Here is a 26651-nt window from a genome sequence, read left to right on the forward strand (position 1 = left end):
GGTTGTACCTACGGACGGCGCACGAGCCGAGAGTGGCGCGGGCCGAGAGGCCAAGTGAGAGCGCGGGGTCCAGGCGGATCTGTGCAGGATCTGGGCGGGTCTGACGGGGTTTCGAGCAGCGTTGGTGGTGAGGGGCGCGACTTGGAGGGAAGGCTGGGTCAGGCGGCGGTGGGGAGAGGGCTGAGGCGTTTGCGGAGGGCTCGGTGGCCGCGGTGCAGGCGGGACATCACGGTGCCCAGGGGGATGTCGACGATGCCGGCGATTTCCTTGTAGCTGTAGCCGTCGACGTCGTGCAGGAGGACGACGCGGCGGTAGTGCTCGGGCAGCGACCACAGGGCGTCCTGGAGGCGCTCGTCGAGCACGGTGTCGATCACGACGGTTTCCGCGGAGTCTTCGACGTCGGCGCGGTCGATGCGGGAGTCGGCGGAGGTTTCCTCGGGTACGACGACCGGGCGGCGCTGGCGCTGACGGTACGTGTTGATGAAAGCGTTCTTGAGGATCCGGTGCAGCCACGCGTTGAGGTTCGAACCGGGCTCGAAGCGGCCGAAGCCGCGGTACGCGTGCAGGTACATCTCCTGCAGCAGATCCTCGGCGTCGGTGGGGTTTCCGGCCAGCCGGAGCGCGGCGATGTAGAGTCGGGGGCGGAGCGGCAGGACCTCGGCTTCGAATCGGTCCCTCAGCTCCCCTGAGCGGTGTGAGGTGCGGTGCGGGGTGTCCATACCAGCAGCATCCGCCGGATCGTCCGGCACGGCGTCGACGTGAGCACCCAACCGCGCAACCGGCTGCCGGTAAACCCGCAGTACCGGCTAGCAGGTATGCCAGAACAGACCAGAACCGGGCCGGACCACGACGGCCCGACCCGGTTGGCAACACCAACGACAACTGTATCAATCACCAATAAATCAACCACGTCCACGCCGTACGACGGCGTCGAAACCGGCCGCCAGCAACAGCACGGCGCCGGTCACGACCCACTCGTAGCCGGCCGAGTTCGCGCCCTGGATCAGGTCGCTCATCCCGTTGGTGATCACGGCCACGACCAGCCCGCCCAGTACGGCGTCGATCATCCGGCCGTGTCCGCCGAACAGTGACGTACCGCCGATCACCGCCGCACCGACGGCGAGCAGCAGCGTGTTCCCGGCGCCCGCGTTCGACTGAACGGACTGCAGCAGCGACGCCGCCACCACACCGGAGATCGCGGCCATCCCGGAACAGATCGCGAACGCCGAGATCCGGATCCGCGACACCACGACACCGGCCCGCCGCGCGGCTTCCTCGTTGCCGCCCACCGCGAACAGATGCCGCCCGTACCGCGTCCTCGTCAGCACGAAGTGCCAGGCGACGTACAGCAGCACGAGCAGTACGACGACCCACGGCATCCCCTGTGCCTTGTTCGCGAAGAACGCGTTCGAGGTCAGGTTGCGGTTGACGCTCATCTCGTACGTGAACAGCGCGCCGAGCACCGCCACCACGATCACCTTGGCCGCGATGACGGTCAGCGGCGGATGGCTGAGTCCGTCGCGACGCCGGCCCAGTACGTCGTTCACCTTGATGGCGGCGTACCCGACGACGAAGACCACGAGCAACGTCCAGCCGAGCCACAGCGGGACGAAGCTGTTCTCCAGCTTGATCAGCGGCGAACCGTCAGGCAGGTTCACCGACCCCTGTCCGCCGATCAGGATCAGCGTGATGCCTTGAAAGGCCAGGAACGTCGCCAGCGTGATGACGAACGACGGGATCCCGACCCGCGCCCGCAACCAGCCCATTCCCAGGCCGATCCCGACACCGGCCGCGAGGCCGACGATCAGCGCAAGCCACCAGGTCACCCCGTGCCGCAGGATCAGTACGGCGATGATCGCCGACGCCAGACCGCCCGTCGTACCGGCCGAGAGGTCGATCTCGCCGAGCAGCAGGACGAAGATCAGGCCCATCGCCATCACGATCACCGGCGCGGCCTGGATGACGAGCGCCTCCAGGTTGTACGCGCTCAGGAAGCCCTGGTGCACGATGGCGAAGACCGCGGTGATCACAATCAGCCCGGCGAGTGCCGGGATGGAGCCGAGCTCGCCCCCGCGGACCCGGGCGACGTACTCCTTGACGTAGCCGGCCAACGAGCTCGGTTCGTCCTGCGACGGCTGGAGCTGCTCGACGACGTCGGAAGTCTGGACGCTCATACGGCCGCTCCGGACGCCTGCTCGGACAGCCCGAGATCCCCGGTACGCCCGGTGGTGATCAACTCGACCACCTGGGTCTGGGTGACGTCGCGGCGGCGCACCTGCGCGGCCATCCGCCCGAGGAACAGCACGCCGATCGAGTCGGCGACCTTCATCACGTCGTTCATGTTGTGCGACACCAGGATCACCGCGACGCCCTGATCGGCGAGCCGGCGGACCAGGTCGAGGACCTGCGCGGTCTGCGCGACACCGAGCGCGGCGGTCGGCTCGTCGAGGACGACGACCTTGGACTGCCACAGCACGGACTTCGCGATCGCGACGGTCTGCCGCTGGCCGCCGGACAGGCTCGACACCCGCTGGCGGACGGAGTGCACGGTGCGGACCGACAGCGACGCCAGCGTCTGGCGGGCCAGTTTCTCCATGCCGTTCTCGTCGAGCGTGCGCAGCCGGGAGATCCGCTCCCGGCCGAGGAACATGTTCTGGACGATGTCGAGGTTGTCGCACAGCGCGAGGTCCTGGTGGACGATCTCGATTCCGAGCCGGGCGGCCTCCCGCGGATCGGCGACGGTCTGCGGCGTACCGTCCACGACGATCTGACCGGTGTCGATGCGGTGGATACCGCCGATGCACTTGACCATCGTCGACTTGCCGGCGCCGTTGTCACCGACCAGTGCGGTCACCTCGCCCGCGGCCGCGGTGAAGTCGACGTCGGTCAGGACGCGCACCGGGCCGAACGACTTGTCGACGCCATGCAACTCCAGCGTCGGTTGATTGCTCATATCTGTCACCTGTCTCTGTCGAAAGCGGGGCCGGCCGCGCGGCCGGCCCCACTGTTGAATGCTGCTCACGCTGTCGAGATCGGACGGCGTCGATCAGGGCACCTTGAGGCCGTTCGCGGCGCACAGCTTCGCGATCGCGGGCGTCGGGCACACGGCCGCGGCGCTCACGTAGCCGTCGTCCACCGGACGGGCGACGTTCGCCTTGGTGATGACGGTCGGGTCGGCCAGGTACGCCGGAACCTCGCGGCCGGTCGTCGGGTCCTTGACCGTCGTCGGCGCGCTCGGCTTCTGACCCGAGAGGATCTTCGCGGCCAGGTCGACCGCCACGTCCGCCTCACCGGCGACCGGCTTGTAGATCGTGAAGCACTGGGTGCCGGCCATCACGTTGTCCAGACCGCCGGCGGTCGAGTCCTGTCCCGAGACCGCGACCTTGCCGGCCAGTCCCTGAGCCTTCAGGACGTTGATGACCGACTGCGCCATGGTGTCGTTGGCAACCATCACCGCGTTCAGGTTGGGGTGCTGACCGAGCATTGTGGTGAACACGGTCTGCGCCGTCGCGGCGTCCCAGTTGCCGCTCTGGTCCGCGAGCTTGGTCCAGCCCGGCTGCTTGGACAGCACCGAGTTGTAGCCTGCCGCGAACTGGGTCGCGTTGTTGTCGGTCGCCGCGCCGTCGATCTCGACGTACCCGACCTGGCTCTTGCCCTTGACCTGCGGGCAGGCGGCCAGCGCGGTGCCCTGGTCCTCGCCGACCTTCACGTTGTCGTACGAGACGTAGTACGACGCCGAACCGCCGGTGGTCAGCCGGTCGTAGTCGATCGTCACCACGTTGTGCTGCTGGGCCAGCGCCTCGATCGCCTTACCGGATCCCGGGTCGAGGTTCACGACCATCAGGACGCCGACACCGGCGTTGATCAAGGCCTGTGCCTGCGACTGCTGCGTCGTCGCGCTGCCATTGGCGTTGTCGATGTAGCACGTGAGCTTGTGCTCGGCGCACTGCTGGCGCAACACCGTCGGGTCGGCCGAGACCCAGCGCGGCGAGGACGCCGTGTCGGGCAGCAGGATGCCGACCTTGGTGTTCGCCGGCGCCGAGCTGCCCGAGGAGCTGTTGCCGCTCCCGCAGGCGGCCAGACCGCCGAGCAGCATGACCGCGATGCCGGTGCTCGCCAGCGCGGTACGGAATGTCGTTCGCATCGATGCGTCCTTCCTAAGCCTTGGTCGAGCTCAGGATTCGCCTTCGGAGGGTGTCCGGGCGACGACGCGAGCGTCCATCTTCGGTACCCGCTAGTGGGAAGCGGGTGGTCCCGGCATCTGCAACGACTCCTCAGCTACCTGCCAGCAGGTAGCTGCGGAGTCAGGGCAACGGTCTTCGGCCCGCCGCGATCACGAGGCAGGCCGAAGCGGGCTGTGGGCAACGACCAGCGCTGACGATGAGTGTCGGGCGACGATCAGTGCCGGCCGACGACCGGTGCCGGCGTGAACAATCAGTGCTGCGAGCGGCCGAGCAGCTCGAGGATCGCCGCGGCCGACAGGTCGGTCTTGGCCAGGAACCCGGCGGCCGGGCTGGCGGCGATCAGGTCGCGGTAGTCCTGCTCGGCGTGCGTCGAGATCAGCACGATCGGCAGCTCGGATTCCCGGCACAGCCGCGCGGTCACCTCGAGCCCGCTCTCGCCGCCGAGGTCGATGTCCATCAGCACGACATCGGGCCGCAACTCCCCCGCCAGCCGCTCCGCCTCCACGCCGTCGTGCGCCGTACCGACGACGTCGAGTCCTTGCCGCCGCAACAATCGAGCTGCCGCCGCCAGGAACCCGGCGTTGTCATCCACGATCAGACAGCTCACCATCCCCCCACCCTCACACCGCGAGCACGCCCCGAGCATTCCTGCTAGCGGGAGTTTCGGCCACCATCGGTGCCAGCCGGTTGACAGCGAGTGCGCAGGTCGGGTTACGCTCCCGCGCCGCCGTCCACGGGAAGAATGGCTCCGGTGACCATCGAGGCTCGGTCGCTCAGCAGCCAGGCGGCGGCTTCGGCGACCTCGCGAGGCTCGGCCATCCGGCCGAGCGGGATGGTGGCGGTGATCCGGTCGATGGTCCCGGGCGCCGCCGCGTCCCAGGCGTCCATCATCTCGGTGGCGGTGCCGCCGGGCGTGATGCCGTTCACCCGGATGCCCCGCGGTGCCCACGTCACGGCGGCGGACTCGGTGAGGCTGTTGAGTGCGCGCTTCATCGCGCCGTACGCCGGCAGCACCGGGTTCGCCCGCCGGCTGCCGATGCTCGACGTGTTCACAATCGCGCCGCCCTCGCGCATCAAGGCGGCCTCGGCGGTCATCGCGATCCAGTGCGCGTGGAAGTTCACCACGAACTGCTCCTCGACGACCTCGTCCTCGAGCGTTTCGACGGCGCCGGGGTGTCGCTGCCCGACCGCGCCGTTGTTGAACGCGCCGTCGAGCCGCCCGTGCAACTGCTCGACCCGATCGACCGCGGCGCGGATACTCGACCGGTCCGTCAGATCGAGCGGCGTGGCGTCCGCGACACCGCCCTTCGCCCGGATCTCGCGGACGATGCGGTCGAGCGCGTCGGTACTGCGGGCGCCGAGCACGACCGCGGCACCATCGTCCGCGAAGAGTCGCGCCGCCGCCTCGCCGATCCCTCGGCTCGCACCGGTGATGAACACGACCTTGCCCTCGAGCAGGCCGATCGGGGCATGGTTCCTGGAAACGGTGGTTGTTGTCATGCAATCCACCCTGCGGCGGCCGCCGGCGCCGAGACAGGCACAGGTTGTACCAGGCTCCGCCGGCGCGCGACCTGCACACTGGACGCATGGACAAGCAGGAACTGGCAGCGTTCCTCCGCACTCGTCGCGAGCGGCTGCGCCCCGAGGACGTCGGCCTTCCGTCCGGTCAACGCCGCCGTACGCCGGGACTCCGTCGTGAGGAGGTCGCCGTACTCGCGCACATCTCAACGGAGTACTACGTCCGCCTGGAGCAGGGCCGCGCGCCGAGGCCGTCGGGTGAGGTGCTCGCGGGGATTTCCGGTGCGCTGCTGCTGACCGATGCGGAGTCCGACCACCTGCACGCACTCGCCGGTACGGCGCCGACGCGGAACGGCCTGCATCGCCGCGACGTCCGCCCGAGCATCCTCGCCCTGATCGAACGGTTGCCGCAGACGGCCGCGTTCGTGACGTCGGCGATCTTCGAGGTGCTCGCGTGGAACGAGCTCGCGGCCGCGCTCATGCAGGACTTTTCCGTCCTCGAGCCCGCGGAACGTAATCTCGCGCGGCGCGCGTTCCTCGGCTCGCGGGAGGTGGCGGGCAGCCTGTACGGCGTGTCCGATCCGGCCGAGTTTCGTCACCACGTGGTGATGGAGCTGCGAACCGCGCTCACCCGCTACCCGAAAGACCCGGAGGTGACCGGGCTGATCGACGAGCTGTACGACGTCAGCACCGAGTTCGCCCGGCTGTGGGATCGGCACGACGTCCAGGGAGCGCCGATGCTGAGGAAGACCTTCCGGCATCCGGCCGTCGGTGAGGTCACCGTCGACTGCGACTCGCTCACCCTCACCGACCGCGACCAGCACCTCGTGCTCTACAGCGCCCCGGCCGGCTCCCGCGACGCCGAAGCCTTGGCCCTGCTCAACGTCATTGGCGTCGGCGGTTCGTTCTGACGTTTCTCCAGCAATGCAGAAGTGCCCGAAACCTGCTCAAAACCCGGGTCGGGACCGGGTTCTGCATACCTGGAGGTACCGTCAGCGAACCCAGGTAGGGGTCCAGGTCTCGCCGGGCGGCGTGTTGCGGCGCTGCTCGTGCAGGTGGTCGAGGAATCCGAGCAACACCGGATGCCGGTTGTCGTCGCGCCAGATGATCGAGTGTGGGTAGACGGGGGTGGGATCCACGATCGGGATTCGGCGCAGGTCGTAGCGCTCGGGCCACAGGTACCGCGTCCCCTCCCCGACGAGAGTCGCCAGGTCGGCCGATCCGGCGAGCTCGTCGAGGAGAACCTCGACACCGAAGCTCGGTCCGACGGTGTCGATCCGCAGGCCGAACGTCGCGGACAGGTCGTCGTAGTACGACGCCCACTCGGTGCCGGCCTCCAGTCCGGGCATCCAGATCGGGTGGCCGTGGAGATCCGCGAGCCTGAGGCTGGTCGCGTCCGCGAGCGGGTGCCGCGGCCCGACGAGTAGTTGATGACGGTCGTCGATCGCCCGCGCGGCTCGGAGCGGAGGGTTCACCGGACGCGGCGACCGCAACGCCCGGAACGTCGCGTCAATGGTGCCGTCGGCAACGGCCTTCACGACGTCCGCGTCCGGTAGCGTCACCACCTCGAGCTCCGCATCGGGGTTGGCCAGGTGAAAGCTGTGCAGCGAGGTGGCCGGAGCGGTACGTCGATTGAGTACGTCGATGCGCAGCGGCCGGCTGCTCGTGCGGACCGCTTCTGCCGCACGCGCCGCGACCCGCACCAGCTCCCGCGCATGCGGCAGAAAGATCTGCCCGTCAGCGCTCAGCCGAGCCCCCCGCGCGGACCGGACGAACAGCGGGACACCGAGCGACCGCTCCAACGCCGCCATCCGCTTCGAGACCGCCTGCTGGGTGATCCGCAATTCGTCGGCGGCAGCCTGGAACAGCCCGGTATCGGGGCTCGAGCGCAACGTCTGGGTCGGCGCCTCGGCGCTCGTCCTGCAGGGCGTGACAGTCGGCGCGGACGCCGTCGTCGCTGCAGGCGCTGTGGTCACGCACGACGTCCCTGCACGGACGGTGGCGGCCGGCGTACCGGCGCGGGTGATCCGCGAACTCTAGTACTGCCTCTTGACGCGGTCTACGCCGTCGCCTGTCCCCGAGCGAGCTCAAGCCTGACCCGCGCTCCACGCCGGCGCGCTAGAGCTCAGGCCCCGGCCCGCGCTCTGGCACGGCGACCGCGAACATTGGCCCGGCAGGCGGGCTGGGCCTGGTCCGCGAGCTGGGGCCGTGGTCCGCGGGCTTCAGGCCTGGTCGAGGAAGCGGTCGAGGACGCGGGAGCCGAACTCCAGCGCCGACGTCGGCACCCGCTCGTCGATGCCGTGGAACATGCCCATGAAGTCCAGGTCCGGCGGCAGTTGCAGCGGCACGAAGCCAAAGCAGCGCACGCCCAGCCGGCTCCACGACTTGGCATCGGTGCCGCCCGACATCAGCAACGGAGCGAACCGGCTCTGCGGATCCTCGGCCTGCACGCACGCCTTCATCGCCTCGACCAGTCCACCGCTGAACTCGGTCTCCAGCGCGATGTCGGTGACCACGGTTTCGCGCTGCACCTTGTCGCCGAGCAGCTCGTCGATGGTCGCGTGGAACTCGTCCTCGTACCCGGGCAGGAACCGCCCGTCGATGTGCGCCTCGGCGTCGCCCGGGATCACGTTCACCTTGTAGCCGGCGTTCAGCATCGTCGGGTTCGCGGTGTTGCGGATCGTCGCGCCGAACATCCGGCTGAAGCTGCCCAGCTTCGCCAGCGTCCCGGTCATGTCCTCCGGGTCGAGCTCGACGCCGAGCACGTCCTCGAGCGTCTTCAGGAACTCGCGCACGGTCGGCGTGATCCGCAGCGGCCATTCGTACTCACCGATCCGTGTCACGGCCCGGGTCAGCTCGGTGACGGCGTTGTCGGTGTTGACCATCGACCCGTGCCCCGCCGTACCGCGGGCCTTGAGGCGCATCCAGTTCATGCCCTTTTCGGCGGTCTCGATCAGGTACAGCCGGAGGTCGTCCTTGACCGTGATCGAGAACCCGCCGACCTCGCCGATGCCCTCGGTGCAGTCCGCGACGGTGTCCGGGTGGTTCTCCACCAGCCACTTCGCGCCGTACACACCCCCGGCCTCCTCGTCCGCGGTGAACACGAGTCGCACCGGGCGTCGCGGCTTCACGCCGGCGCGCTGCCGAGCCCGCACGACCGACAGCACCATCGCGTCGAAGTCCTTCATGTCGACCGCGCCGCGACCCCACACGCAGCCGTCGAAGATCTCGCCCGCGAACGGGTCGACCTTCCAGTCCTTCGGGTCCGCGGGGACGACGTCGAGATGCCCGTGCACGAGCAACGGGTCGGCGCTCTGGTCCTCGCCTTCCCAGTGCGCGACCAGCGTCGCCCGGCCCGGCTCCGACTCGTAGATCGTCGACTCGATGCCGACCTCGTCCAGCCTGGCCGCGACGTACTCCGCGGCGCCCCGCTCGCCGTTGCTCTTGCCGTTGCCGTAGTTCGTGGTGTCGATCCGGATCAGCTCACTGCACAGCTCCACCACCTCGGCGTCGGGGGCGTACGACGTACGGTCACTGGGGGTCGTCATGAGGCCCATCCTCCCCCACACCTGGTCCGTGGACCACGTCAGGTCTGGGAAAGGTCCGGGCCGGTTCCGGGAAAGTTCCGGACAAGGTCCGATCTGGCCGGGGGCCTGCATCAGGCCTGGGTTTGGGTCGGGCCCGGGATCGGTGTCAGGTCAGCGTGATCGTGCCGCCGGTGATCGAGATCTCTTCCGGCGGCAGCGGGCGCGGCGCCGGCCCGGCGACGACCGCGCCGGTCGCAACGGCGTACTTGCTGCCGTGGCAGTCGCAGTTGATGGTGCCGTCCGAGACGGTGGCAACGATGCAGCCCATATGCGTGCAGACCGCGCTGAACGCCTTGAAGGTGTCCTTGTCCGGCTGCGTCACCACGACTTGGTTCGCTGCGAAGATCACGCCGCCGCCGACCGGGATGTCCGCGGTCTTGCCGAGCACGGTGTTGGCCGGCGCGGGCGCCGGCGTCGACGTGGGTTCGCCGTACTTCTGACACGCGGTGACGCCCGCGAGCCCGGCGGCGGTTCCGGCCAGGATGGCACGGCGGCTTGGTGCATCCACGACTGCTCCCTTCAGCGGATGATGCCGAACGTGGTGAAGAACCACAACGAGGACGTCAGCCACAGGCCGACGAGTCCGGTGAACACCGCGCCGCCGGCGACCGGCAGCAGCCAGCGCGGCGCGTCGGCGCGGGTGAGCGTCAGCATCTTTGCGACGAAGGCGCCGTAGAAGAAGCAGCCGAGCAGCGAGTGGATCAGTACACGCGGTTCGCTGTACTGGAAGCCCAACGCGTACCGGCGTGACGGCACTGGCCGCGGCCGGACTGCTGGTCTCGTTGGTGCTCGGGTGCCGGTCGGGGTGCCGGTCTGGGTGCTGTTCACGACGAGCAGGCCCACTCGGCTCGCCGCCAACGTCACCAACGGATTTCGCTGCCCCATGTCACCCCGCCCCGACACGAGGATCCCGCCCACGCAGCAGTCCGGTCAACGGCGTGGACGAGTACGTTGGGTTCATGAAGGGCGATCGCGTCGAGATCGTCGTCGACACCGGCAACGGCGTCTCGTCGTACGAGATCGCCGCCACCAAGGCCGGCCGCCGCGTCGAGATCACCACGAACCGCAGCGTCACCGAGGTGGCCGAGGTGACCCGATCCGGCACGCCCGTCCGCACCGCCCGCTTCCTGTCCGCTCGCGTTGTCGCCCTCGTCGAGCATCCGGCCGGCGAACCTTCCCCGGACGGCTCGGCCGCCACCGCTTGACCGAGCCGCCGCAGGGCTCACAGGACCTTGAGGCCGTACATCTCGCCGAGCGGGTCGGCGATCAGTTCGATCCGGGCGCCGTCTGGGTCGCGGAAGTAGATCGACGTACCGCTCTCCTCGAGGTACTCCACACCCGCCTCGTCCAGGTTGCGCTTCAGTCGCTCCCACTGCTCGGGCGCCACGGAGATCGCCAGGTGGTGCAGTCCGCCGAGCACTTCGGCGTACGGCCCGAGGTCGAGACCCGGGAAGTCGAAGAACGCCAACAGGTTGCCGTTGCCGATGTCGAAAAAGAAGTGCGTCGAGCCCTCGTAGTCCCGGTTGCCGACCATTTCGGTCAGCGGGAAGCCGAGCACGTCCTGGTAGAACCGCACCGTGCGCTCGACGTCCGAGCTCAGTAACGCAGTGTGATGAAGCCCACGTGCGGACGATTTCTGGCCCTTCTTCAGGTACGCCGACCTGATCCGGTCCCGCTCGGCTTCGATCGTGGGCAGGTCGATCTCGGTCATCCACTCCCCCTCAGATCCGGAAGAAAAGATTCAGGTACCGGTCGGCGACCGCCCGGTCGCCTCGGATCGTACCGGCGTTGCTGCGCCCGAACGCGGTCAGCACGAAACTGCCCGGATCGAACTCGATCACCGCGGGCAGGTCGTCGATCTCCCCGGCCGCGTAGTCCATGCCGTCCGGACCGACCGCCACCCGGGTGTCGCCCGCGTTCGGGCCGCTGGTGATCCGGATGCCGAGCTCGCACGGATCCTTCCCCCCGGTCGTGTACTTCCACAGCACGAACATGAACGGGACCAGCAGATCGGCGGCCTCGCCGGACAACCCGTGCGCCCGGCCGGTGCCCTGCCGGATGTCCCACGAGTGCACGCCGTAGTCCATCAACTGGAACGCCGGGAAGAAGAACGCGGGCAGCGGACCCATGTAGAAATGCGGCACGACGAACCCGCCCCAGTCGTCCGGCCTGAGCGCCTCGAAGATCCCCATCATCTTGTCGAAGTCGGTGCGCAACCGCTCGATCAGCTCCGCCTGCGGTACGCCGCGCAGCGCCAGCGCCTGTTTGTCCACCCGCTCGGCCATCCCCGGCAGCCCGTACGCCGGCGGCACCTCCTCCTGCGAGCGGGCCGCGTCGAACGCGACGAAGTACGACTCGGTGGTGTCCGTGAGATGCGCCACCACATCCCGCACTTCCCAGTGCCCCGCGCCGGTCGGCGCCTCCCAGACCCCGTCCTGTTCCACCATCCCGAAGAACAGCTCCGCCTCCTGCCGGACGACCCGGAGCAACGTCTCCTTACCCGCGTACGACATGCCGTTCCACTCGTCCACGGCGTCCTCACCTCCACCCCTGAGGCCACTGTTTGAATTTCAAACTACGCTGCCGACACGCCCCCGTCACCACCCCCGAGCCCCGATGTGAATTCCACCCCTGGAGTTTGCTACTGTTCTCCGGTCAGCACCGCAGAGGTGCGGATCACTCGTCCGGGTGGCGGAATAGGCAGACGCGCTAGCTTGAGGTGCTAGTGCCCGTTTTAGGGCGTGGGGGTTCAAGTCCCCCCTCGGACACCAACGCTAAAGCCACGCAGAGCGGGGCTCATGGCGACTTCAGCGGATCTGGTCTCGTGGTTGTAACTCACTTGCAGACCCAGGGCTTCATATAGCGATCTCATGTCGCTCGCGTCGGCCTGATCGAGAGCCACGGTCATGTCCCCCAGGTCCTGGACCATCTTGCGGATGTCCTCGGCCGACACCCGCTCGGGCACCTTCAACGCGCTGAGCTCGGCCTCTGCGGACCGCTTCTCGGCCGCCGCCGCGTTGTACTGCTCCGTCAACGCCACCGGATCCCAGCCGGCCTCCAGCGCCCGCCGCAAACGCACCATCGCGGCCTTCGCTGTCTGAACCCTCTGCGCCAACCGGGCCGCAACTGATGCCAACTCGTGATCATCGTCGACAGCCGCCAGCGCGTGCGCGGTCTCGTCGAGGTGCTCCGAGCTGAACAGCGTCGCGATCCAGGCGTTCAGCTTCCGGGTCAGGACGTCCTCGCGGAGGTACACGTTGGCGGGATGGAGGTCCGCGACCGGCGTACCTGGTACCAAGGTCCGCGCGCTGCACCGGTAGAAGATGGCGTGCTTCCTCGCCGCGCCCTGCATCTTCCGCCCGCACAACTCACACCTCACGCGAGCACGTAGCCGGTACACGCGCGTCGTGGTCACCCGCGTCCGCTCCCGCTTCGCCTGATCCGCCGGACCACTCCCCCGACGCACACGCAGCTCCAACTGCACGCGCGTGAACGTGTCGACGGACACGATCGCCGGGTGGGCAGGCTCGCGCGAACGCACGATCTTTGACTGCGGCGACCGCCGGAAGCGCACGACATGACCTGCAGCCACGTCCTCGGGATCCAGCAGTTCCTCGACCTTCTGCCACCGCCCGTAGATCGCGAAGCCCGTGTACCGCGGATTCTCGAGGATCGCCTTCACCGTGGTGTGCTGCCAACCGTCACCTCTACGGTGCCGATTCTGCTGAGGCGTGTGAGCCGATGGGCACGGCACGCCTTCGAGGTTGAGCGTCTCAGCGATCGACTTCAGCCCCAGGCCGTCGAGGTAGAGCTGAAAGATGCGCTCGACGACGGCCGCCGCCTCGTTGTCGATGGCAAGCACCCTGAGCCGGTAGCCCTCTTGCGCCTTCCGCGGATTCGGGTGTGGACCGGCGTCGACGACCACATACCCGTACGGCGCCCTGCCGCCTTGGTACCGGCCATCGGTGATCACCTGGGCCGCCATCGCCGCGCGTACGCGCCGTTGCACATGCTGACGTTCCGACTTCGACAGCCCACCCGTGATGGTCATCGCCATGTCGTGCACGGTGTTCTCAGGATCGAACTGCCCGCCGAGGCTCGGTATCCACAGCGAGACGCCGTAGCGATGGAACTTCGGCCAGGTCAAGCTGAACTGATTGCCGTACCAGCACCTCGTCGCCTCCCCCACCACGAGGCCGTCCCAGCCGCGCCGAGGATTCTTCAACTCCTGGAATACCCGGCTGGCCTCGTCGCGCCGCTCCCACGGCAACGACCGCGACTGCCCGATATCGAAGAACTCCTCGACGATCTCACCCCCGAGCGGCTCGACGAACCGCGCAGCCTCACCCAGTTGCCAGGCCAACGACGACTTCGGATCCTGGTTGTCCTCCGTCGAACACCGCCAGTAAAACGCGAGCCGCCCCATCCCCTCGCTACTCGCGGGTCGGTCCGCCAACGCCTCCATCCCAAGCAGGTCATCCAAGGTCGCCCACTCATCTACCCCACCCACGATGCGTCCTCCTCCGCCCGAGACCGCTGATCGGCCCCACGCCGCGACCTTGCCAGACGAATGATGATCCGCCGAAGCACACGAGCAGACTGTGGAGAAAGCACCGGGACCCGATCCGGCGTTTCCACTCCAACCCACGACTCACGCCGTTCCCGCTGAACCTCTCGCCCATCCGCCATGAACGCTCAACGCTCGCGGTCACGAGAGAATTGTCAATCAGGAACCGCTGCGAAACGTCGCGAATGACTGAGCAATCCGGGCCGAGGAGCGGCTTGCGTTGGGGACGGCCGACGAGCCTGCGGCTATGGCGGAACACCCACAGGTCGCCGAACTCGCATGCGACAAACCCACCGGTAACTGTCATCTGGCCAGCCGGCATCCACCGCGATCTCCGTCGCCCGCGCGCGCCCTCATCATCGCAACCGATTCATCTGCCCTCAGGGCCATCGACACCGCGACCGGTCCGGAATCTCCCGAACCGAGAACGGTTGCCGGTGTCACGTCGACCAATTGCGAGGCTCCCTGCACGGCTGAAGCATCACGGCTGAAACCCGTCGCCGAATTGCCGCCAGAACGCCTCGTAGCGACTCTTCACCTCAGGCCATTCATCGACGAAAGCGGCAGCGCCCTTCATGGTGAGGCCGCGCCACTCCGCCAAGCAGGCGATCGCTCCGTCTCGGGAGATCAATCCCTGATCCATGGCGATCCCGAGACTGTCGAGTTGCTCGATCAGGGGCGTCACCTCTGCGCCTCCGGCTGGTCGCTGCTCACGTGGAGGCGAGACGGAGCGAACGCGATCGACGCGCGCGTCCCGTCGCTCAGTCCCGCGGGTCGTACGGGCGCTGCGTCAGCCAGTCAGGACGAGCCATGTCACCGTCGTCCAACCACTCCACGCCCATCTCGTCCCGGTGATAACCCTGGTGATGACCGAGCACACAGTCCCGATCAGTCCTCGGGTTTCGCCCGTCGCAATCGAAGTCCTGGGCGGCCTTCAAGACCGGCCAATCCCGCATCCGCTCCTCGGTGTCATTCATCCCTGCCATGAAGCGAACCTAAGAGCAACACGCCTCGCTGCGCGACGAACTTGCACGAACTTGCATGACCTACTCGAGGGCCTCGATCGCCCCGGCGATCAGTCGCCGCGCGGGCGCACCTACGACAGCGATTTCCGCGAGCCGGGCGAACGCGTCGGCGTACGTCGCCACCTCTCCGGGCTGCGTGATCGTGAGGTATCCGGAGATCAGTTCGACATTGACCTGGGCGTCGTCGAAGATCCAGAAGTCCTCGACCGGTGGCATCGCCGTTCGGTCGGCGCCCATGGGCAGGATCCCGAGCGAGACCGACGGCAGCTCGCCAACGGTGAGCAAGTGCCCCAGCTGACCGGCCATGACATCGGAGTCGCCGATCACATTCCGCAGGACGGCCTCCTCAATCAGGACCGCAAAGGTCCGGGTGCCGTCGCGCAGCAGCCGCAAACGGTCCTTGCGTACCGCTACCGCGGCCTCGACGTCGTCCGGCAGGCCGCGACGGGCGGAGGTTCCGCGAAGAACGGCCCGCGTGTAGCTCTCGGTCTGCACCGCTCCGGGGATCAGCCACGGCGAGTACGTGCGGAAGCGCTTGGTGCGCTCCCAGAGCGGCAGTACCGCCTGCTGTGCGCGGCGCAACCCGGTCCGCTCCATACGACGCCACTCGACGAACATCCCCTCGATCGCTTCGAGGGACGCCACGAGGTCGGGGATCTGATCTGTGGCCCCACACTCGGCTGCCCAAGCACGGATGTCGTCCACAGATGGCGAGGTCTTGCCGTTCTCGATGCGCGACACCTTCGACTCGTGCCAGCCACAGGATGCAGCGAGTGCCCGCCCGGTGAGGCCGGATGCTTTCCGGATCTCACCGAGGCGGGCACCAAAGTCGCTCTTGGCCTTCTGCGCATTGGAGAAGGCGGGTGGTGTCGGCAACGGTGTCGCTCTCAGGTCGGCTGATACTCCTCGTGTGGGATGGCGCGATCCCAGACGGCGTCGAACGATGCTACGCAAGCCTTCGCGAGTTCCGGGTCGTCGACCCGCTCCTCGCCCACCCACGTTCCGTCGCCGTCGAAGAAGTTCCAGAGCACGATCTGCTCGTCGAACACCCAGAAGTCGTTCGCAGGCACCGTGAGCCCAGTGGCCTGCTGCCGAGGCAACCACCTGACTTGCTCGCCGGCCGCGACGTTGTGCGCCTCGGTCACGTCGTACTCGAACCGGACATACTCGCTGATCGGCTCAGACACGATCCTCGCCCGCCGGACTTCGACGCCGCGCCCCGTCGTCTCGCGCACCAGGTCATGAAAGGCCGCCCACCGCTCGGCCGGGTCGAACCGGTGACCGGACTTCCACTCGTTCCAGTCGGGATCGGCTGGCTCGTACAGGTCACGTGCCTCGAGGTGCAGTGCGCTGTGCTCGGCCTCCCCGAACAGTTGGAAGGCTGCCGGCTCAGCCGTCACCCATCGCCTCCTTCAGGTATGGCGCCATCCGCGCCGGGATCCGCAGCACCGTCTCGTGCTCCGGAATCGGAGCGGTCGCATTGACCTCCGCCGTCGCCGTGTCGTCCAACTTCCAGCCTTGGATCACCAAGCTGCCGTCCGCCTCGTCCACCCACACGGTCGGCGAGTTGGTGTTCGGCGATTCCGGATCCTTACCAATGAACCTAAGTGCCACGATCTGCTCCCCTCAGAGATCGAATTGCATGAACTTGCAGCGTAGGCCACACGGGCGCACCAGGACATCCGCCGACGGCGTGTCGGACCTCATGGGGTTCCCGGCTGAGCGAGATGCCAATCCGGGCGCCGCTCGAAGGTATCGGGACGGAGCGAGCCCAACCAGCACAGTGATCTGCTCGCCGTTGCTGCAGGCCTGCTGGGCCTGCTGGTGGCGCAGTTGTGCGGCCGAACGCTTGGAATACCAAGTTGGATGCGCGGATGCGGACCGGGCGGTTCAATCGGCATCGAGCACGCGCGCAAACGCGGGAGGAGCGCAGCGATGTCGACCAGAGCGGCCGCATAGCACGCGCGGGTAACCCCATTCCCCGACAGCATCACGTACCTGATACGTCCAGCCCGAGATGGCTGGGGCGATCACCAACCGCCGGATCTCAGGGGTGACTTCGAAGATGGTGTAGATGTCCTCCAGCCTGTTGAGCGTGTCGGCGGGACTATGATGATCTGCGGTGTGACCTGCCGTTTTGTGTCTCATGGGTGCCCGGTGGTCATCGTGGTTTGTCAGCGTTCCACGTAGCAGCGACGTAGCAGGAATTTGCCTCGGGCAATCTTCCTCGGAGGGCAGGCAATCCACTCGTGGTGCTCCGTGGCGCCGATGCCGATGGTGGAGTTTGGCGATCGGAGGTTGGTCGACCTGACTTTGTTCCAGCATCCGACCGGAGAACTCCAACGCCCAGGCAACCCGTCTCGAGCGGACCTCGATCAGGTACCCCGCGGTGTTGTGTGATCGCGTTTTCGACCGGGAGAGGGCTAAGCCGCACAACGTCCGCGACCCTGGTCGTCAAAGCATCCGGTGTACCTCAATGGCGGCGGCGTGACGCAGTAGCGCGACAGGCGTCGTCTTGTCATGTCACGTCATTCGTAGCGTCGAGTTCCTGTGCGGCTCTTGTCACCTGGTCGTCCATATCGACGACGCCCTGCTCGCCGAGCAGGTCCATCATCTTCCGGGATGCCTGTCTGACCGCTTCATCGGCGTCACGCAGACCGAGCGCGATGACCTTTGGAGCCGAGGTGACAAGTCCGTAGCGCGCCAGCGTCCCGGATTCGTCGCGTCGGAGGAGTCGGGTCATGAGGGCCACGGCCTCCCCGGGGTGGGTGCGCGCAGCTTCCTCGATGTGTTCGCCGATGAAGCTGCGGCCGTCGAAGTCGATCTGGTCGGCCACGTGGGCGAGACGGGGTAGCCACCAAGTGACCGGGAACTTGTTGCTGTGGACCCACCAGTAGAACTGGGCGAGTTGACCGGCGTCGGCATCGCCGCGATCGACGGCAGCTTGTCGAGCGTCCCAGATAGCTTCAGCCCGCTCGACGAGTTCCCGCGGAGGTTCGGTCGTGTTCATCAGGCGCCAGCCCACGTGCCCGAGCACGGATGCAGCGGCTTCGGTGCTCACGCGCGCGAAGTACGACTCCGTGCGTTCTGGCCAAGGAGAGCCTGAGCCCCACATGGCCAGGGTCATCAGGTGGTCGCCGACGGCCTCGTCGACGGATCGGTCCGACCGCCAGCCCATCTCGACAGGCTCATTTGCGGCAGTCCGGTCAAGGATGGCATCGATGCTGGGCCAAAGGTCGTTCAACAACTGTGTACTGGTCGTGTTGGTCGTCAGGGCGGTGGTGACGAAGACGTCGCCCCAGGCGTCGTTAGTGGTGGCGCTAGTGGTGGCGCTTCCTAGCCACGACGCGGTCCACGATGCGTCCGTCCACATCATCAGGCTCAGGCCCTCGCCGAATGCCGATGCGACTGCAAGACTGGCATCACGCGGAACGAGCCGGCTGTGGAGGCTCTCTTGAACGGCGGCTATGACCTGCGTCGAGTCGAACTCCTCGCGGTGAGTGAGCTTGGCCGCTCTCGCAAGACGAATCAGGGTACGAACCGCAACCGGGCGCGTCGTGTTAAACGCCTTGGTGAGGTGATCATTTCCGAGTGCGTCCTCGTCGCTCGGGTTCGGGTCGTCAATGCACGTTGCGACCATCGCGACAGCATCGGCGAGGAACGGCTCGGGAATTCGCGACTTCGGGCTGCTGACCGCCCGCTCGATCGTGTCGCACACCTGCTGCAGCAAGTACGTCGAGCGGCCGTCTTGACCGTCGATGATGCTGCGCAGGAGGCCGGCACCGAGCAAATAGGCTTCCCAGTCGATCGTCGACGCACTGGGCTCGACCGCGTTCCGGATGCCGTCCAGAAACCGGGACCGGTATGGGTCGTCCAATTGCACAAACCTCGGTGTCAAAGCGCTGAACTCGCCGACTCGGGCCGCGACGACGTCACGAAGCGACTCCGCAAGACCCTCCTTGGTACCGCTTTGAGTCTTGTCCGGTTTCCAATCACGCAAGGTGACGAGAACCTCCTCAGCCGGCATTCCAGCGAGTTCGACCGCGATGAGAGGAGCCTGTTCGCCTGTTGACGTCCAGTGCCAACTACGGAAGCCAGCGTGTTCATACTCGCCGAGGTCTTCGACGAGTGCGTTGTGTGTCTCGAGGAGACGACCTCGCAGGGCGTCTGCGCCAACGGCTGAGAGGAGTTCGTGGCGCCGCATGGTGGCGTACTCAACGAGAGCCTGCTCTTCGGTCTGTTCTTCCTTCCGGTGCTCCAAAATCCGCTGACGACGTTCGTTACTGACCTGAGGGCCCGCGTCCACGAGCGCCTCCCAGCGGGAGTAGTTGGCGTCGCTGAGCAGCGGCAGGGTTGCCGCGGCGAGCTCGGTGTATTCACGGAAGAACCACGGCCGGTGAAGGAGCTCCCGGTCGAGCACCCGCCCTGTTGCTACCTTGAGAACATCGCTTCGTTTACCGACCTGCGCCGACAACGCAAACGCAGCGATCCTCATTCCGATCGGCATCCTGTCGCGTTCGAGCGTCCCCATCACCGTCTCGAGGTCGGCTCCGGACTCCATCTGACGGATCGCAACGTCCCTCAGGGCATCAACCAGCGCGTCTGCGATGTCGTGGTGTCGATAGTTCTGTTCGTGGTCGCTGATCGATGGCCGCCAGATGATGCTTGGGTCCCAGTCTCTGTCTGGGTCCCAGGAATCGCTGAGTTGCTGCTCCTCACGCAGCCATGCGTACACGGTGCGGAGAAGGCGCGGGTCGGCGCTGAGTGCGGACGTCACCCGCTTCAGAGCCTCCACATACCAGTATGAGTCGATTCCGGCTCGTACATCCCGGCGGCCGACCCTTCCCCCATCGGACGAGAGACGCGGACGCAGCAGAGTCTGTGCGAGTCGCATCGCCGGCCGCATCTCTCCGGCTCCCGCTAGCCGTTCGATGAAGGTCACTACGTCGAGCGCGACATTCGGGTCCAGCTCGCCCTTGAGCTGCGACTGGATAGCCGATGCCATCGCTCGAGACTCCGCGACCGGCATCCGAAGAGCCGCTTCGAGGAGCCGAGCTTTCGCGGGCCATACCGTGTCCTCGCCGACGACTCGGAGCAACACCTGCCGCACCTCAGCGGGGCGGTGCTCAGCCATCCGCACCAGATAGTCCCCCGCCGGCCATAGTTGCCAGCGTTGCTCGGCGTCTGCGTTGACCGGATCCGGTGGCTCGAGTGCGCCGAGGCGATCCAGGGGCCGGATCCACTCAGGGTTGCTCAGCTGATCGAAGAAGATCCTACGGTGTTGAAGGCCGCCGATCCGTGCGAGCGTTGTCGAGACGGTGCGGTCAGCTGGTGGCGTCCAGATGCCCTCCCCGGCCTGCACATTTGCGGCGTCGACCACGTCCTGAAGCCTCTCCTTGACAGCGAAGAAGCCAAGAATGCGACTGGTGATCGCGTTCTCGATGGTACTCAGGGCGTCCTGATATGCGGCTCGGTCTACCGGCGACTCGGAGTCCGCCTTCGACGGATGGCGGAGGCGCTCGAAGGCGCCGACCGCGCCAATGACCACCCTGACGCTGCTGTCATTGGCGGCATCGGTCGTCCCCAGGACCAGCGCCGCTCGACGCGTCTGGGAGTTCGCCGTTATCTGGTTTTGCGCTTGAACCCACGCGTTGATGGCGTTCGCGACCTTGCTCGATATCAGTCTGGGCGCGGCGGTGCCGGCGGCGATATCGGCCTGGTACTCGTCCCACGCTGCCACGAGATCGTCGCGGAGTCGGGAATCGCGCACTCTCTCGGGGAGGTTCACGTCGCCGAGGACGGCAGGGAGCAGGTTGACAAGTTCGCGGACGGCGTGGCCAGCGACGACCAGTTTGCCGATGTCGAGAACAGGCGTTCCCAGGGCGTCGACAGCCTCTCGGTACAGCTGGCCGCACAGGGTGTTCTGCGAGGCGAGCGCGTCGTGGAGCTCCTCGCGCTGAACGGTCCAGAGCCCGCGATGAGCTCCGGGGCCTGAGGTTGGTGCGTCCGAACTGAGCGGAAGCGTGCCCCGGTCAATGGGTCCTTCGGCTGGGGTACCACTGTTTTGTTCGGTCAAGGCATGCGTCCCGGATCGTTTCCTTTGTTGCACCTGGGTCTCGTACACGAACAGATTAGTACTACAGCCGGAGATCGTGATCTGCGGCGGCGTCAGGCCACGATCCGGGCCCGATCCGGGGAGGATTTCACCCCAGGATCGGCCAGAAGTCCTCCCCAAATCCGCCAAGACAGGCACATAACGAAGACCGCTCCGGCCGGAGAACACGAAGTCCGGCTGTAGTATTCGACGGCGTGCGCATTTGTGCCAAATATCGGCGGTGATGGCCAAAAAGGGCATTTCGTTTACAGCTGTCCCTCGGGGCTGATCGGATTCGGTCACCACAGATCACCGAGAGGACACCATGCGTTCTTCTGCCCGCTGGCTGCTCGTGCCGGGCGCCGCGCTTCTCCTGATCGCCGGTCTCGCCGTTCCGACGACGGCCGGCGCCGAACCTCCCCCACCGCTCCCCACCACAAGCAACGCGACCGCGGGGACACCTCTCGACGTCACGCTCATCACCGGCGACAAGCTCACGGTCGCGCCCGGTCCCGGCCGCTCCGTGTCGGTCCAGGCGGTCGAACGTGCGCCACAGTCCACCGGCCCGGTGAAGATCAGCGTCGAGAACGGCGACACGTACGTCTACCCCGGCAGTGCGATGCCGTACGTCGCGACCGGGCAGCTCGACAAGCAGCTGTTCAACGTCAGCGAACTCGTGGCCGAGGGGTACGACGACACCCGACGCAAGGATCTCCCCCTGGTCGTCGCCGGCTTGCCGAATGTGGCCGCCAAGTCCGCGCGCCGCGAGGCGCTGCCGGGCACGACCACCACGCTCGACCTGCCGTCGATCGACGGCGCGGCTGTCAAGGCCGAGAAGTCCGAAGCGGCCTCGCTCTGGTCGGCGCTGACTGAACAGTCCGGTCTGCGGACGAAGTCGACAACCGCTACGGCGCCCTCGTTCGCGGCGGGCATCGGCAAGATCTGGCTGGACGCCAAGGCGAAGGCGATGCTCGCGGACACCACCACACAGATCGGCGCGCCCGCGGCCTGGGCGGCGGGCGTGACCGGCGCCGGCGTGCGGGTCGCGGTGCTGGACTCCGGTGTGGATCCGGGGCACCCCGACCTGGCGCCGCGGATCGTGGCGAGCAAGAGCTTCGTGGCCGGTGAGGACGTCGTGGACCGCAACGGTCACGGCACGCACACTGCGTCGACCGTCGCCGGTACCGGCGCGGCCTCGGACGGCAAGGAGCGTGGCGTCGCGCCGGACGCGGATCTGATCGTGGGCAAGGTGCTCGGCGACAGCGGGTCCGGTCCGATTTCCGGCGTCATCGCCGGGATGGAGTGGGCGGCGCGGACCCAGCACGCCAAGGTGATCAGCATGAGCCTGGGGACGGACGCCTGGCACACCCAGGACGATCCGGTGAGTCAGGCCCTGAATGAGCTGAGCGCCGAGACCGGCGCCCTGTTCGTGGTTGCCGCGGGCAACTCCGGGCACAACCCGTACAGCGTCAGTGCACCGGGTACCGCGGACGCCGCCCTGACCGTCGGCGCGGTGGACGGTTCGGACCAGCTGGCCGACTTCTCCAGCGCCGGCCCGCGGATGCTGGACGACGGTCTGAAGCCCGACCTGACTGCACCCGGCGTCGACGTCCTGGCCGCGAGGTCGCAGTACCTGGACTACGGCGAGGGCTACTACCGCACCGACAGCGGCACGTCGATGGCGACTCCGCACGTCGCCGGCGCGGCCGTCCTGCTCGCCGCGCAACACCCGGACTGGACCGCGCAGCAGCTCAAGGACGCACTGATGAGCACCAGCAAGCTGACGCCTGCGTACACGCCGTACCAAGCGGGGACCGGGCGCGTCGACGTCGCGGCGGCCACGCAGCACGGCGAACTCATCGCGAGCGGATCGGTCGACGCCGGGCTCGTCGCGTGGTCGCCGGAGCCGGCCCGGACGCCGGTGGAGCGGCAGATCAGCTACCGCAACACCACGGACACCCCGATCACGCTGCAGCTGTCCACCGACCGCGCTGAGATCTTCCGCCTCGCCGCGGCCCAGGTGGCCGTGCCGGCGAACGGCACCATCTCGGTCGGTGTCACAGCGGACCCGAACGGACTGGCTCCCGGCCAGTACGCCGCCCAGGTCGTCGCGACATCGTCGACCGGCACAGTGCACACCGCCGTCGGAATGTCCGTCGAGCCCGAGAAGTACAACCTCACCGTGCACCTCAAGGACCAGACCGGCAAGCCGGTCAGCGGCGAGGTCGAGGTCACCGGCGCGGACGGGAAGTCCAACCTGCTGTGGGCAGCGGACGGCAAGCTCACCAGCCGGTGGGCACCGGGTTCGTACACGATCGTCTCGACCCTGGACGTGCCCGGCAGCCACGGCCCGAACTCGCTCGGCCTGGCCTTCCTCACCGCGCCTGAGGTCGACCTGACCGCAGACCGGGAGGTCGTCCTGGACGCATCGCGCAGCCGTCCGATCAAGGTCGACACGCCCCAGCCGACGACCGTGACCACGAGCAGGTTCGACATCTTCCGGTCCTTCACGTCGGCGCAGCCGACCCCGGACGACCGGTCAGCACTGCACGAGATCTTCATGCCGCCGCCGGACTACGACAGCTTCTGGGCACTCCCCACGAAGAACAAGGTCCGTACCGGCAGCTTCGTTCTGACCACCCGGTTCCGGGCAGAGCAGACGCCGTTGACGATCAGGTACGACGGCCGTCGCCTCGACGATTCGCTGCTCGTCCAGCCCGGCTCCCCGGCGTTCCAGGCCGGCACGAAACGCGTGACACCCATCTTCGCCGGCACCGGCACGTCCGCCGAGTACGGCGGTTTGGACGCGCGCGGCAAGGCGGTTGTCGTCCGCAACAGCATCGACGTACCGCCCGCGGAGCGAGCCGCGGCGGCGCACGCTGCCGGCGCGGCCATGCTGCTCGTGGTCAACGATGGCATCGGCCGCTACAGCGACTGGTACGGCGGAGTCGACGGCCGGACCCTCGGTCCGATCCCCACGGCATCGCTCACCCTGGATGACGGCGAGGCCATGATCAAGAAGCTCACCACGCGCCGGACCGAGCTGACCGTGACAGCCAACCCGGTGCCGTCGTACCTGTACGACCTGGCCGATTACCACCAGGGCAAGGTCCCGGACGACCCGTCCGCGGCCACCGACCCCGGCAGCCTCGCCCGGATCGAGAACGACTTCACTCCTCCGAACGGCCAACAGGTCCTGGAGAGCCGTGAGGACAGCCCGGCGTACGAGTACTGGCCGGCCGCGTTCCCGTACGCCGTCTTCGGATCGGTCCGGGTACCGAAGTTCCCGGCGAAGCCCGCGGTAGGACATCGGACGGACTGGGTGTCGGCGGGCGCCAAGTGGCAGCAGTACGGCACGATCAACGGCTGGTGGACGTTCACGGACATCAAGAGCTACCAGCCGCGCAGCGTGCTCAGCCAGCGGTGGTTCGGCCCGATCGTGCGGCCCCGGATGGTCGAGTTCGAGCTTCCGCACCGGGTCGGCAATGCGATGGGCGGCATGATCGCCGGGTTTGGTGACGGCGGGTCCGCGCACAGCGGTGACGCGGTGATGTCGCGCAGCTTCGCGCTGTACCAAGGCGAGGAGAGGCTGGTCGGGAACGGCCCGCGGCCGGACTTCGGCGTGGGTGGCCTGGCGCCGGAGAAGCGTCCGTACCGGTTGGTGGTCGACACGGTCGGGAACCCCGAGCTGACGCCGTACTCGACGAGCACGCACACCGAGTGGACCTTCACGTCCGGGGAGAAGGAGAACGCGCCGCTGCCGCTGGCTCAGCTCGACTACGACGTGGACGTCGACGCGGCGGGGCGGGCGAAGCGAAACTCGGTCTTCACCGTCAAGCCGGTGGTGCTGGGCAGCAGCGCCCGGCAGGACGCGGTGGTCTCGGTCGGGCTTGAGGTCTCGTACGACGACGGCGCGACCTGGCAACGGCTGCAACTGAAGGAGCGCAAGGGCAGCTGGGAGACCCAACTGCACGCCCCACCACGGGCCGGCCACGTGTCGGTCCGCGTCACGGCCAACCAGCGCAACGGCGGCGGCATCACCCAGACGATCGTCCGAGCCTTCGGCCTCAGATAACGGGTAACGCCACAGCCCGGGAGGCGGCGCGGTGTCGCGCCGCCTCCCGGGCCCCGGCGGCCGGCCTCGTCCCCAGGTTCCTACGTGCGCTGCCGTGGACTACGCAGACCGGGGATGTTTACCCGCCACATCGGTGGAACTCTTCGCGAAAGGCCGCTGATCCGGCCAGGTGCGAGAGCGAACGGACCCCGCGCAAGGTTCCGGCCGCAGAACGAGATCCAGCCGGGAGGAAGCAACCAATGGCGACAGCAACGGCAACGACAACGACGAGCGACGAGGAGATCCAGCGGGAGGTCCTCGAGGAGCTCAAGTGGGACGCCCGCATACAGCCCAATGAGATCGGCGTCGCGGTGAAGGACGGCGTCGTGGTCCTGACCGGCTGGGTCGACTCCTACCTCAAGAAGTGGGCCGCGGAGCGGGCCGCGCACAAGGTGCGCGCGGTGGCCGCGGTCGCCAACGAGATCGAGGTCCGGCTCCCGACTTCCGCCGAGCGCACCGACGCCGACATCGCAGCAGCCGCGACCCGCGCGCTGGAATGGGATGCGGGAGTGCCGATCGAGAACCTCGAGGTCACGGTGTCCGGCGGGTGGGTCACTCTTCGCGGCCAGGTCGAGTGGCAGTTCCAGAAGTACGACGCGGAGCGAGCTGTTCGTCGTCTGTCCGGCGTGCGTGGGGTCAGCAATCTCATCACGGTCACCCCACGGGTCAAGCCGTCACCGCGCGAGCTGAAGAAGCGGATCGAGGAGGCGCTCGTGCGCAGCGCCGAGACCGACGCCGAACGGATCATGACCGAGGTGCGCGGGGACACGGTCATCCTGAAGGGAACCGTCCGCTCATGGGCCGAACGGAGAGAGGCGGAGCGAGTGGCCTGGTCCGCGCCCGGCGTGGCCACGGTCGACAACCAGATCACGATCGGCCCGTCCTGAGCCGACCCACCGGCACGACTACGGCCTCCGCGTGACCCAGGCGGTCCACCGTGACCACTGCGCGGACGCGGGATGTGCCGAGCGGCCTCGGCGTCGCAGCCTGGCAGGTGTGGCCTGGCAATCCGGCCGGCCGCAGCACGAAGGGAGCAGAGAATGGCGATGCCCGCAGCACGCACGAGGAACGACGTCGCCCGCTGGGACACGGCGAGCGAGTTCGACCGGCTGACCCAGCAGATGTCTCAGTTGTTCCAGGGGCAATGGCCGGAGTTGCCGTCGCTGCTCGGTTCGGACGGCTTCACCCCGCTGGCCGACGTGGAGGAGACCGACGACGCGTATCTCCTGGAGGTCGAACTGCCCGGCGTCAAGAAGAAGGACATCAACATCGACCTGGAGGGCCGGCGGATCGTGATCAGCGGTGAGCGCCCGGAACAGAAGCGGACCGGTTGGTTGCGCCGCCAGAACCGCTCCTGGGGACGCTTCCGCTACGAGGTCGTTCTGCCCGACCCCGTGGATGAGGATCGCGTAGAAGCCACGCTCAACGACGGCGTTCTGCACGTGCGGGTGCCGAAGAGCTCCGCCGGCCGACGCCGGCACGTGGAGGTGAAGTAGCCGCAGCCCGGATCGTGATCATCGGCGGTGGGTCGGCTGGGAGGCGTTCCGGTGTGGTGTTGTGCA

25 protein-coding genes and 1 tRNA gene are annotated in these 26651 nt (G+C 67.5%); 7 read left to right on the plus strand and 19 right to left on the minus strand.

The window, feature by feature from the left end; translation table 11 throughout:
* Nucleotides 1-158: 158 nt before the first annotated feature.
* The 6 genes from AB0B82_RS13340 to AB0B82_RS13365 form a co-directional block, all read right to left on the minus strand.
* Nucleotides 159-719 carry a sigma-70 family RNA polymerase sigma factor gene (locus AB0B82_RS13340; protein ID WP_360166351.1) on the minus strand — a complete coding sequence of 187 codons (561 nt, stop codon included), beginning with the start codon at nucleotides 717-719 and terminating at the stop codon, nucleotides 159-161.
* A gap of 183 nt (nucleotides 720-902) precedes the next feature.
* On the minus strand, nucleotides 903-2174 hold the full coding sequence (locus AB0B82_RS13345) for an ABC transporter permease (RefSeq protein WP_360166354.1): 1272 nt from the start codon (nucleotides 2172-2174) through the stop codon (nucleotides 903-905).
* Nucleotides 2171-2953 carry an ATP-binding cassette domain-containing protein gene (locus tag AB0B82_RS13350; RefSeq protein ID WP_360166357.1) on the minus strand — a complete coding sequence of 261 codons (783 nt, stop codon included), beginning with the start codon at nucleotides 2951-2953 and terminating at the stop codon, nucleotides 2171-2173. The genes AB0B82_RS13345 and AB0B82_RS13350 overlap by 4 nt, the downstream gene beginning before the upstream one ends.
* A gap of 93 nt (nucleotides 2954-3046) precedes the next feature.
* Entirely contained in the window at nucleotides 3047-4144 is a 1098-nt protein-coding gene (locus AB0B82_RS13355; protein WP_360166360.1) for a substrate-binding domain-containing protein, read from the minus strand.
* A gap of 290 nt (nucleotides 4145-4434) precedes the next feature.
* Complete coding sequence (locus AB0B82_RS13360; protein WP_360166363.1) at nucleotides 4435-4794, minus strand: response regulator transcription factor; 360 nt, start codon at nucleotides 4792-4794, stop codon at nucleotides 4435-4437.
* A gap of 101 nt (nucleotides 4795-4895) precedes the next feature.
* The gene (locus tag AB0B82_RS13365) at nucleotides 4896-5684 is read right to left on the minus strand and encodes an SDR family oxidoreductase (protein ID WP_360166366.1); all 789 of its coding nucleotides are present in this window, start codon (nucleotides 5682-5684) and stop codon (nucleotides 4896-4898) included.
* A gap of 86 nt (nucleotides 5685-5770) precedes the next feature.
* Between AB0B82_RS13365 and AB0B82_RS13370 the strand changes: the two genes are divergently transcribed.
* Nucleotides 5771-6613, plus strand: coding sequence for a helix-turn-helix transcriptional regulator (locus AB0B82_RS13370; protein WP_360166369.1), 843 nt, complete (start codon nucleotides 5771-5773; stop codon nucleotides 6611-6613).
* A gap of 81 nt (nucleotides 6614-6694) precedes the next feature.
* Here AB0B82_RS13370 and AB0B82_RS13375 read toward each other — a convergent pair whose 3' ends face one another.
* Nucleotides 6695-7678, minus strand: a complete 984-nt coding sequence (locus AB0B82_RS13375; protein WP_360166372.1) for a LysR family transcriptional regulator — start codon at nucleotides 7676-7678, stop codon at nucleotides 6695-6697.
* Between AB0B82_RS13375 and AB0B82_RS13380 the strand changes: the two genes are divergently transcribed.
* The gene (locus AB0B82_RS13380; RefSeq protein ID WP_360166617.1) at nucleotides 7623-7742 is read left to right on the plus strand and encodes a hypothetical protein; all 120 of its coding nucleotides are present in this window, start codon (nucleotides 7623-7625) and stop codon (nucleotides 7740-7742) included. The genes AB0B82_RS13375 and AB0B82_RS13380 overlap by 56 nt on opposite strands.
* 182 nt (nucleotides 7743-7924) lie before the next feature.
* Here AB0B82_RS13380 and AB0B82_RS13385 read toward each other — a convergent pair whose 3' ends face one another.
* The 3 genes from AB0B82_RS13385 to AB0B82_RS13395 form a co-directional block, all read right to left on the minus strand.
* Nucleotides 7925-9259, minus strand: coding sequence for a M20/M25/M40 family metallo-hydrolase (locus AB0B82_RS13385; protein WP_360166375.1), 1335 nt, complete (start codon nucleotides 9257-9259; stop codon nucleotides 7925-7927).
* Nucleotides 9260-9395: 136 nt separating this feature from the next.
* Nucleotides 9396-9797 carry a Rieske (2Fe-2S) protein gene (locus AB0B82_RS13390; RefSeq protein WP_360166378.1) on the minus strand — a complete coding sequence of 134 codons (402 nt, stop codon included), beginning with the start codon at nucleotides 9795-9797 and terminating at the stop codon, nucleotides 9396-9398.
* 11 nt (nucleotides 9798-9808) lie between these two features.
* Complete coding sequence (locus AB0B82_RS13395) at nucleotides 9809-10174, minus strand: DUF6529 family protein (RefSeq protein ID WP_360166381.1); 366 nt, start codon at nucleotides 10172-10174, stop codon at nucleotides 9809-9811.
* A gap of 53 nt (nucleotides 10175-10227) precedes the next feature.
* Here AB0B82_RS13395 and AB0B82_RS13400 point away from each other — a divergent pair, with 53 nt between their 5' ends.
* Nucleotides 10228-10494: a hypothetical protein gene (locus AB0B82_RS13400; protein WP_360166384.1), complete on the plus strand. Its 267-nt coding sequence runs from the start codon at nucleotides 10228-10230 to the stop codon at nucleotides 10492-10494.
* A gap of 17 nt (nucleotides 10495-10511) precedes the next feature.
* Here the strand turns inward: AB0B82_RS13400 and AB0B82_RS13405 are convergent, their stop codons facing one another.
* Both AB0B82_RS13405 and AB0B82_RS13410 read right to left on the minus strand, forming a co-directional pair.
* Nucleotides 10512-11000 (minus strand): VOC family protein, encoded by a 489-nt coding sequence (locus tag AB0B82_RS13405; protein WP_360166387.1) that lies wholly within the window; start codon nucleotides 10998-11000, stop codon nucleotides 10512-10514.
* 10 nt (nucleotides 11001-11010) lie between these two features.
* A complete protein-coding gene (locus AB0B82_RS13410) occupies nucleotides 11011-11820 on the minus strand; it encodes a maleylpyruvate isomerase family mycothiol-dependent enzyme (protein WP_360166390.1) in 810 nt (269 codons plus the stop codon).
* 151 nt (nucleotides 11821-11971) lie between these two features.
* Between AB0B82_RS13410 and AB0B82_RS13415 the strand changes: the two genes are divergently transcribed.
* Nucleotides 11972-12060 (plus strand) — tRNA-Leu (locus AB0B82_RS13415).
* Here the strand turns inward: AB0B82_RS13415 and AB0B82_RS13420 are convergent.
* The 7 genes from AB0B82_RS13420 to AB0B82_RS13450 all read right to left on the minus strand — a co-directional run bounded on the left by AB0B82_RS13420 (nucleotide 12039) and on the right by AB0B82_RS13450 (nucleotide 21005).
* Entirely contained in the window at nucleotides 12039-13799 is a 1761-nt protein-coding gene (locus tag AB0B82_RS13420; protein ID WP_360166393.1) for a recombinase family protein, read from the minus strand. The two genes, AB0B82_RS13415 and AB0B82_RS13420, sit on opposite strands and share 22 nt — an antisense overlap.
* 538 nt (nucleotides 13800-14337) lie before the next feature.
* Nucleotides 14338-14541, minus strand: coding sequence for a hypothetical protein (locus AB0B82_RS13425; RefSeq protein WP_360166396.1), 204 nt, complete (start codon nucleotides 14539-14541; stop codon nucleotides 14338-14340).
* Nucleotides 14542-14617: 76 nt separating this feature from the next.
* Entirely contained in the window at nucleotides 14618-14842 is a 225-nt protein-coding gene (locus AB0B82_RS13430) for a hypothetical protein (protein ID WP_360166399.1), read from the minus strand.
* Between the two features lie 60 nt (nucleotides 14843-14902).
* Nucleotides 14903-15757, minus strand: a complete 855-nt coding sequence (locus tag AB0B82_RS13435) for a helix-turn-helix transcriptional regulator (protein ID WP_360166402.1) — start codon at nucleotides 15755-15757, stop codon at nucleotides 14903-14905.
* Between the two features lie 11 nt (nucleotides 15758-15768).
* On the minus strand, nucleotides 15769-16281 hold the full coding sequence (locus AB0B82_RS13440) for a DUF6879 family protein (RefSeq protein WP_360166405.1): 513 nt from the start codon (nucleotides 16279-16281) through the stop codon (nucleotides 15769-15771).
* Nucleotides 16271-16495 carry a hypothetical protein gene (locus AB0B82_RS13445; RefSeq protein ID WP_360166408.1) on the minus strand — a complete coding sequence of 75 codons (225 nt, stop codon included), beginning with the start codon at nucleotides 16493-16495 and terminating at the stop codon, nucleotides 16271-16273. The genes AB0B82_RS13440 and AB0B82_RS13445 overlap by 11 nt, the downstream gene beginning before the upstream one ends.
* Nucleotides 16496-17399: 904 nt before the next feature.
* Nucleotides 17400-21005: a hypothetical protein gene (locus AB0B82_RS13450; protein ID WP_360166411.1), complete on the minus strand. Its 3606-nt coding sequence runs from the start codon at nucleotides 21003-21005 to the stop codon at nucleotides 17400-17402.
* Nucleotides 21006-21300: 295 nt separating this feature from the next.
* Here AB0B82_RS13450 and AB0B82_RS13455 point away from each other — a divergent pair, with 295 nt between their 5' ends.
* The 3 genes from AB0B82_RS13455 (at nucleotide 21301) to AB0B82_RS13465 (ending at nucleotide 26585) form a co-directional block, all read left to right on the plus strand.
* A complete protein-coding gene (locus AB0B82_RS13455) occupies nucleotides 21301-25050 on the plus strand; it encodes a S8 family serine peptidase (RefSeq protein WP_360166414.1) in 3750 nt (1249 codons plus the stop codon).
* 239 nt (nucleotides 25051-25289) lie between these two features.
* Nucleotides 25290-25976, plus strand: coding sequence for a BON domain-containing protein (locus AB0B82_RS13460; protein ID WP_360166417.1), 687 nt, complete (start codon nucleotides 25290-25292; stop codon nucleotides 25974-25976).
* A gap of 153 nt (nucleotides 25977-26129) precedes the next feature.
* Nucleotides 26130-26585: an Hsp20/alpha crystallin family protein gene (locus AB0B82_RS13465; RefSeq protein ID WP_360166420.1), complete on the plus strand. Its 456-nt coding sequence runs from the start codon at nucleotides 26130-26132 to the stop codon at nucleotides 26583-26585.
* Nucleotides 26586-26651 lie beyond the last annotated feature (66 nt).

The sequence above is a fragment of the Kribbella sp. NPDC048915 genome (assembly GCF_040649595.1).
GTDB lineage: Bacteria > Actinomycetota > Actinomycetes > Propionibacteriales > Kribbellaceae > Kribbella.

Bases quoted from the DNA above. Each gene is read 5' to 3' on its own strand.
- AB0B82_RS13340 (WP_360166351.1), bottom strand. From the start codon at position 719: ATGGACACCCCGCACCGCACCTCACACCGCTCAGGGGAGCTGAGGGAC.
- AB0B82_RS13345 (WP_360166354.1), bottom strand. From the start codon at position 2,174: ATGAGCGTCCAGACTTCCGACGTCGTCGAGCAGCTCCAGCCGTCGCAG.
- AB0B82_RS13350 (WP_360166357.1), bottom strand. From the start codon at position 2,953: ATGAGCAATCAACCGACGCTGGAGTTGCATGGCGTCGACAAGTCGTTC.
- AB0B82_RS13355 (WP_360166360.1), bottom strand. From the start codon at position 4,144: ATGCGAACGACATTCCGTACCGCGCTGGCGAGCACCGGCATCGCGGTC.
- AB0B82_RS13360 (WP_360166363.1), bottom strand. From the start codon at position 4,794: ATGGTGAGCTGTCTGATCGTGGATGACAACGCCGGGTTCCTGGCGGCG.
- AB0B82_RS13365 (WP_360166366.1), bottom strand. From the start codon at position 5,684: ATGACAACAACCACCGTTTCCAGGAACCATGCCCCGATCGGCCTGCTC.
- AB0B82_RS13370 (WP_360166369.1), top strand. From the start codon at position 5,771: ATGGACAAGCAGGAACTGGCAGCGTTCCTCCGCACTCGTCGCGAGCGG.
- AB0B82_RS13385 (WP_360166375.1), bottom strand. From the start codon at position 9,259: ATGGGCCTCATGACGACCCCCAGTGACCGTACGTCGTACGCCCCCGAC.
- AB0B82_RS13395 (WP_360166381.1), bottom strand. From the start codon at position 10,174: ATGGGGCAGCGAAATCCGTTGGTGACGTTGGCGGCGAGCCGAGTGGGC.
- AB0B82_RS13405 (WP_360166387.1), bottom strand. From the start codon at position 11,000: ATGACCGAGATCGACCTGCCCACGATCGAAGCCGAGCGGGACCGGATC.
- AB0B82_RS13430 (WP_360166399.1), bottom strand. From the start codon at position 14,842: ATGGCAGGGATGAATGACACCGAGGAGCGGATGCGGGATTGGCCGGTC.
- AB0B82_RS13455 (WP_360166414.1), top strand. From the start codon at position 21,301: ATGCGTTCTTCTGCCCGCTGGCTGCTCGTGCCGGGCGCCGCGCTTCTC.
- AB0B82_RS13460 (WP_360166417.1), top strand. From the start codon at position 25,290: ATGGCGACAGCAACGGCAACGACAACGACGAGCGACGAGGAGATCCAG.
- AB0B82_RS13465 (WP_360166420.1), top strand. From the start codon at position 26,130: ATGGCGATGCCCGCAGCACGCACGAGGAACGACGTCGCCCGCTGGGAC.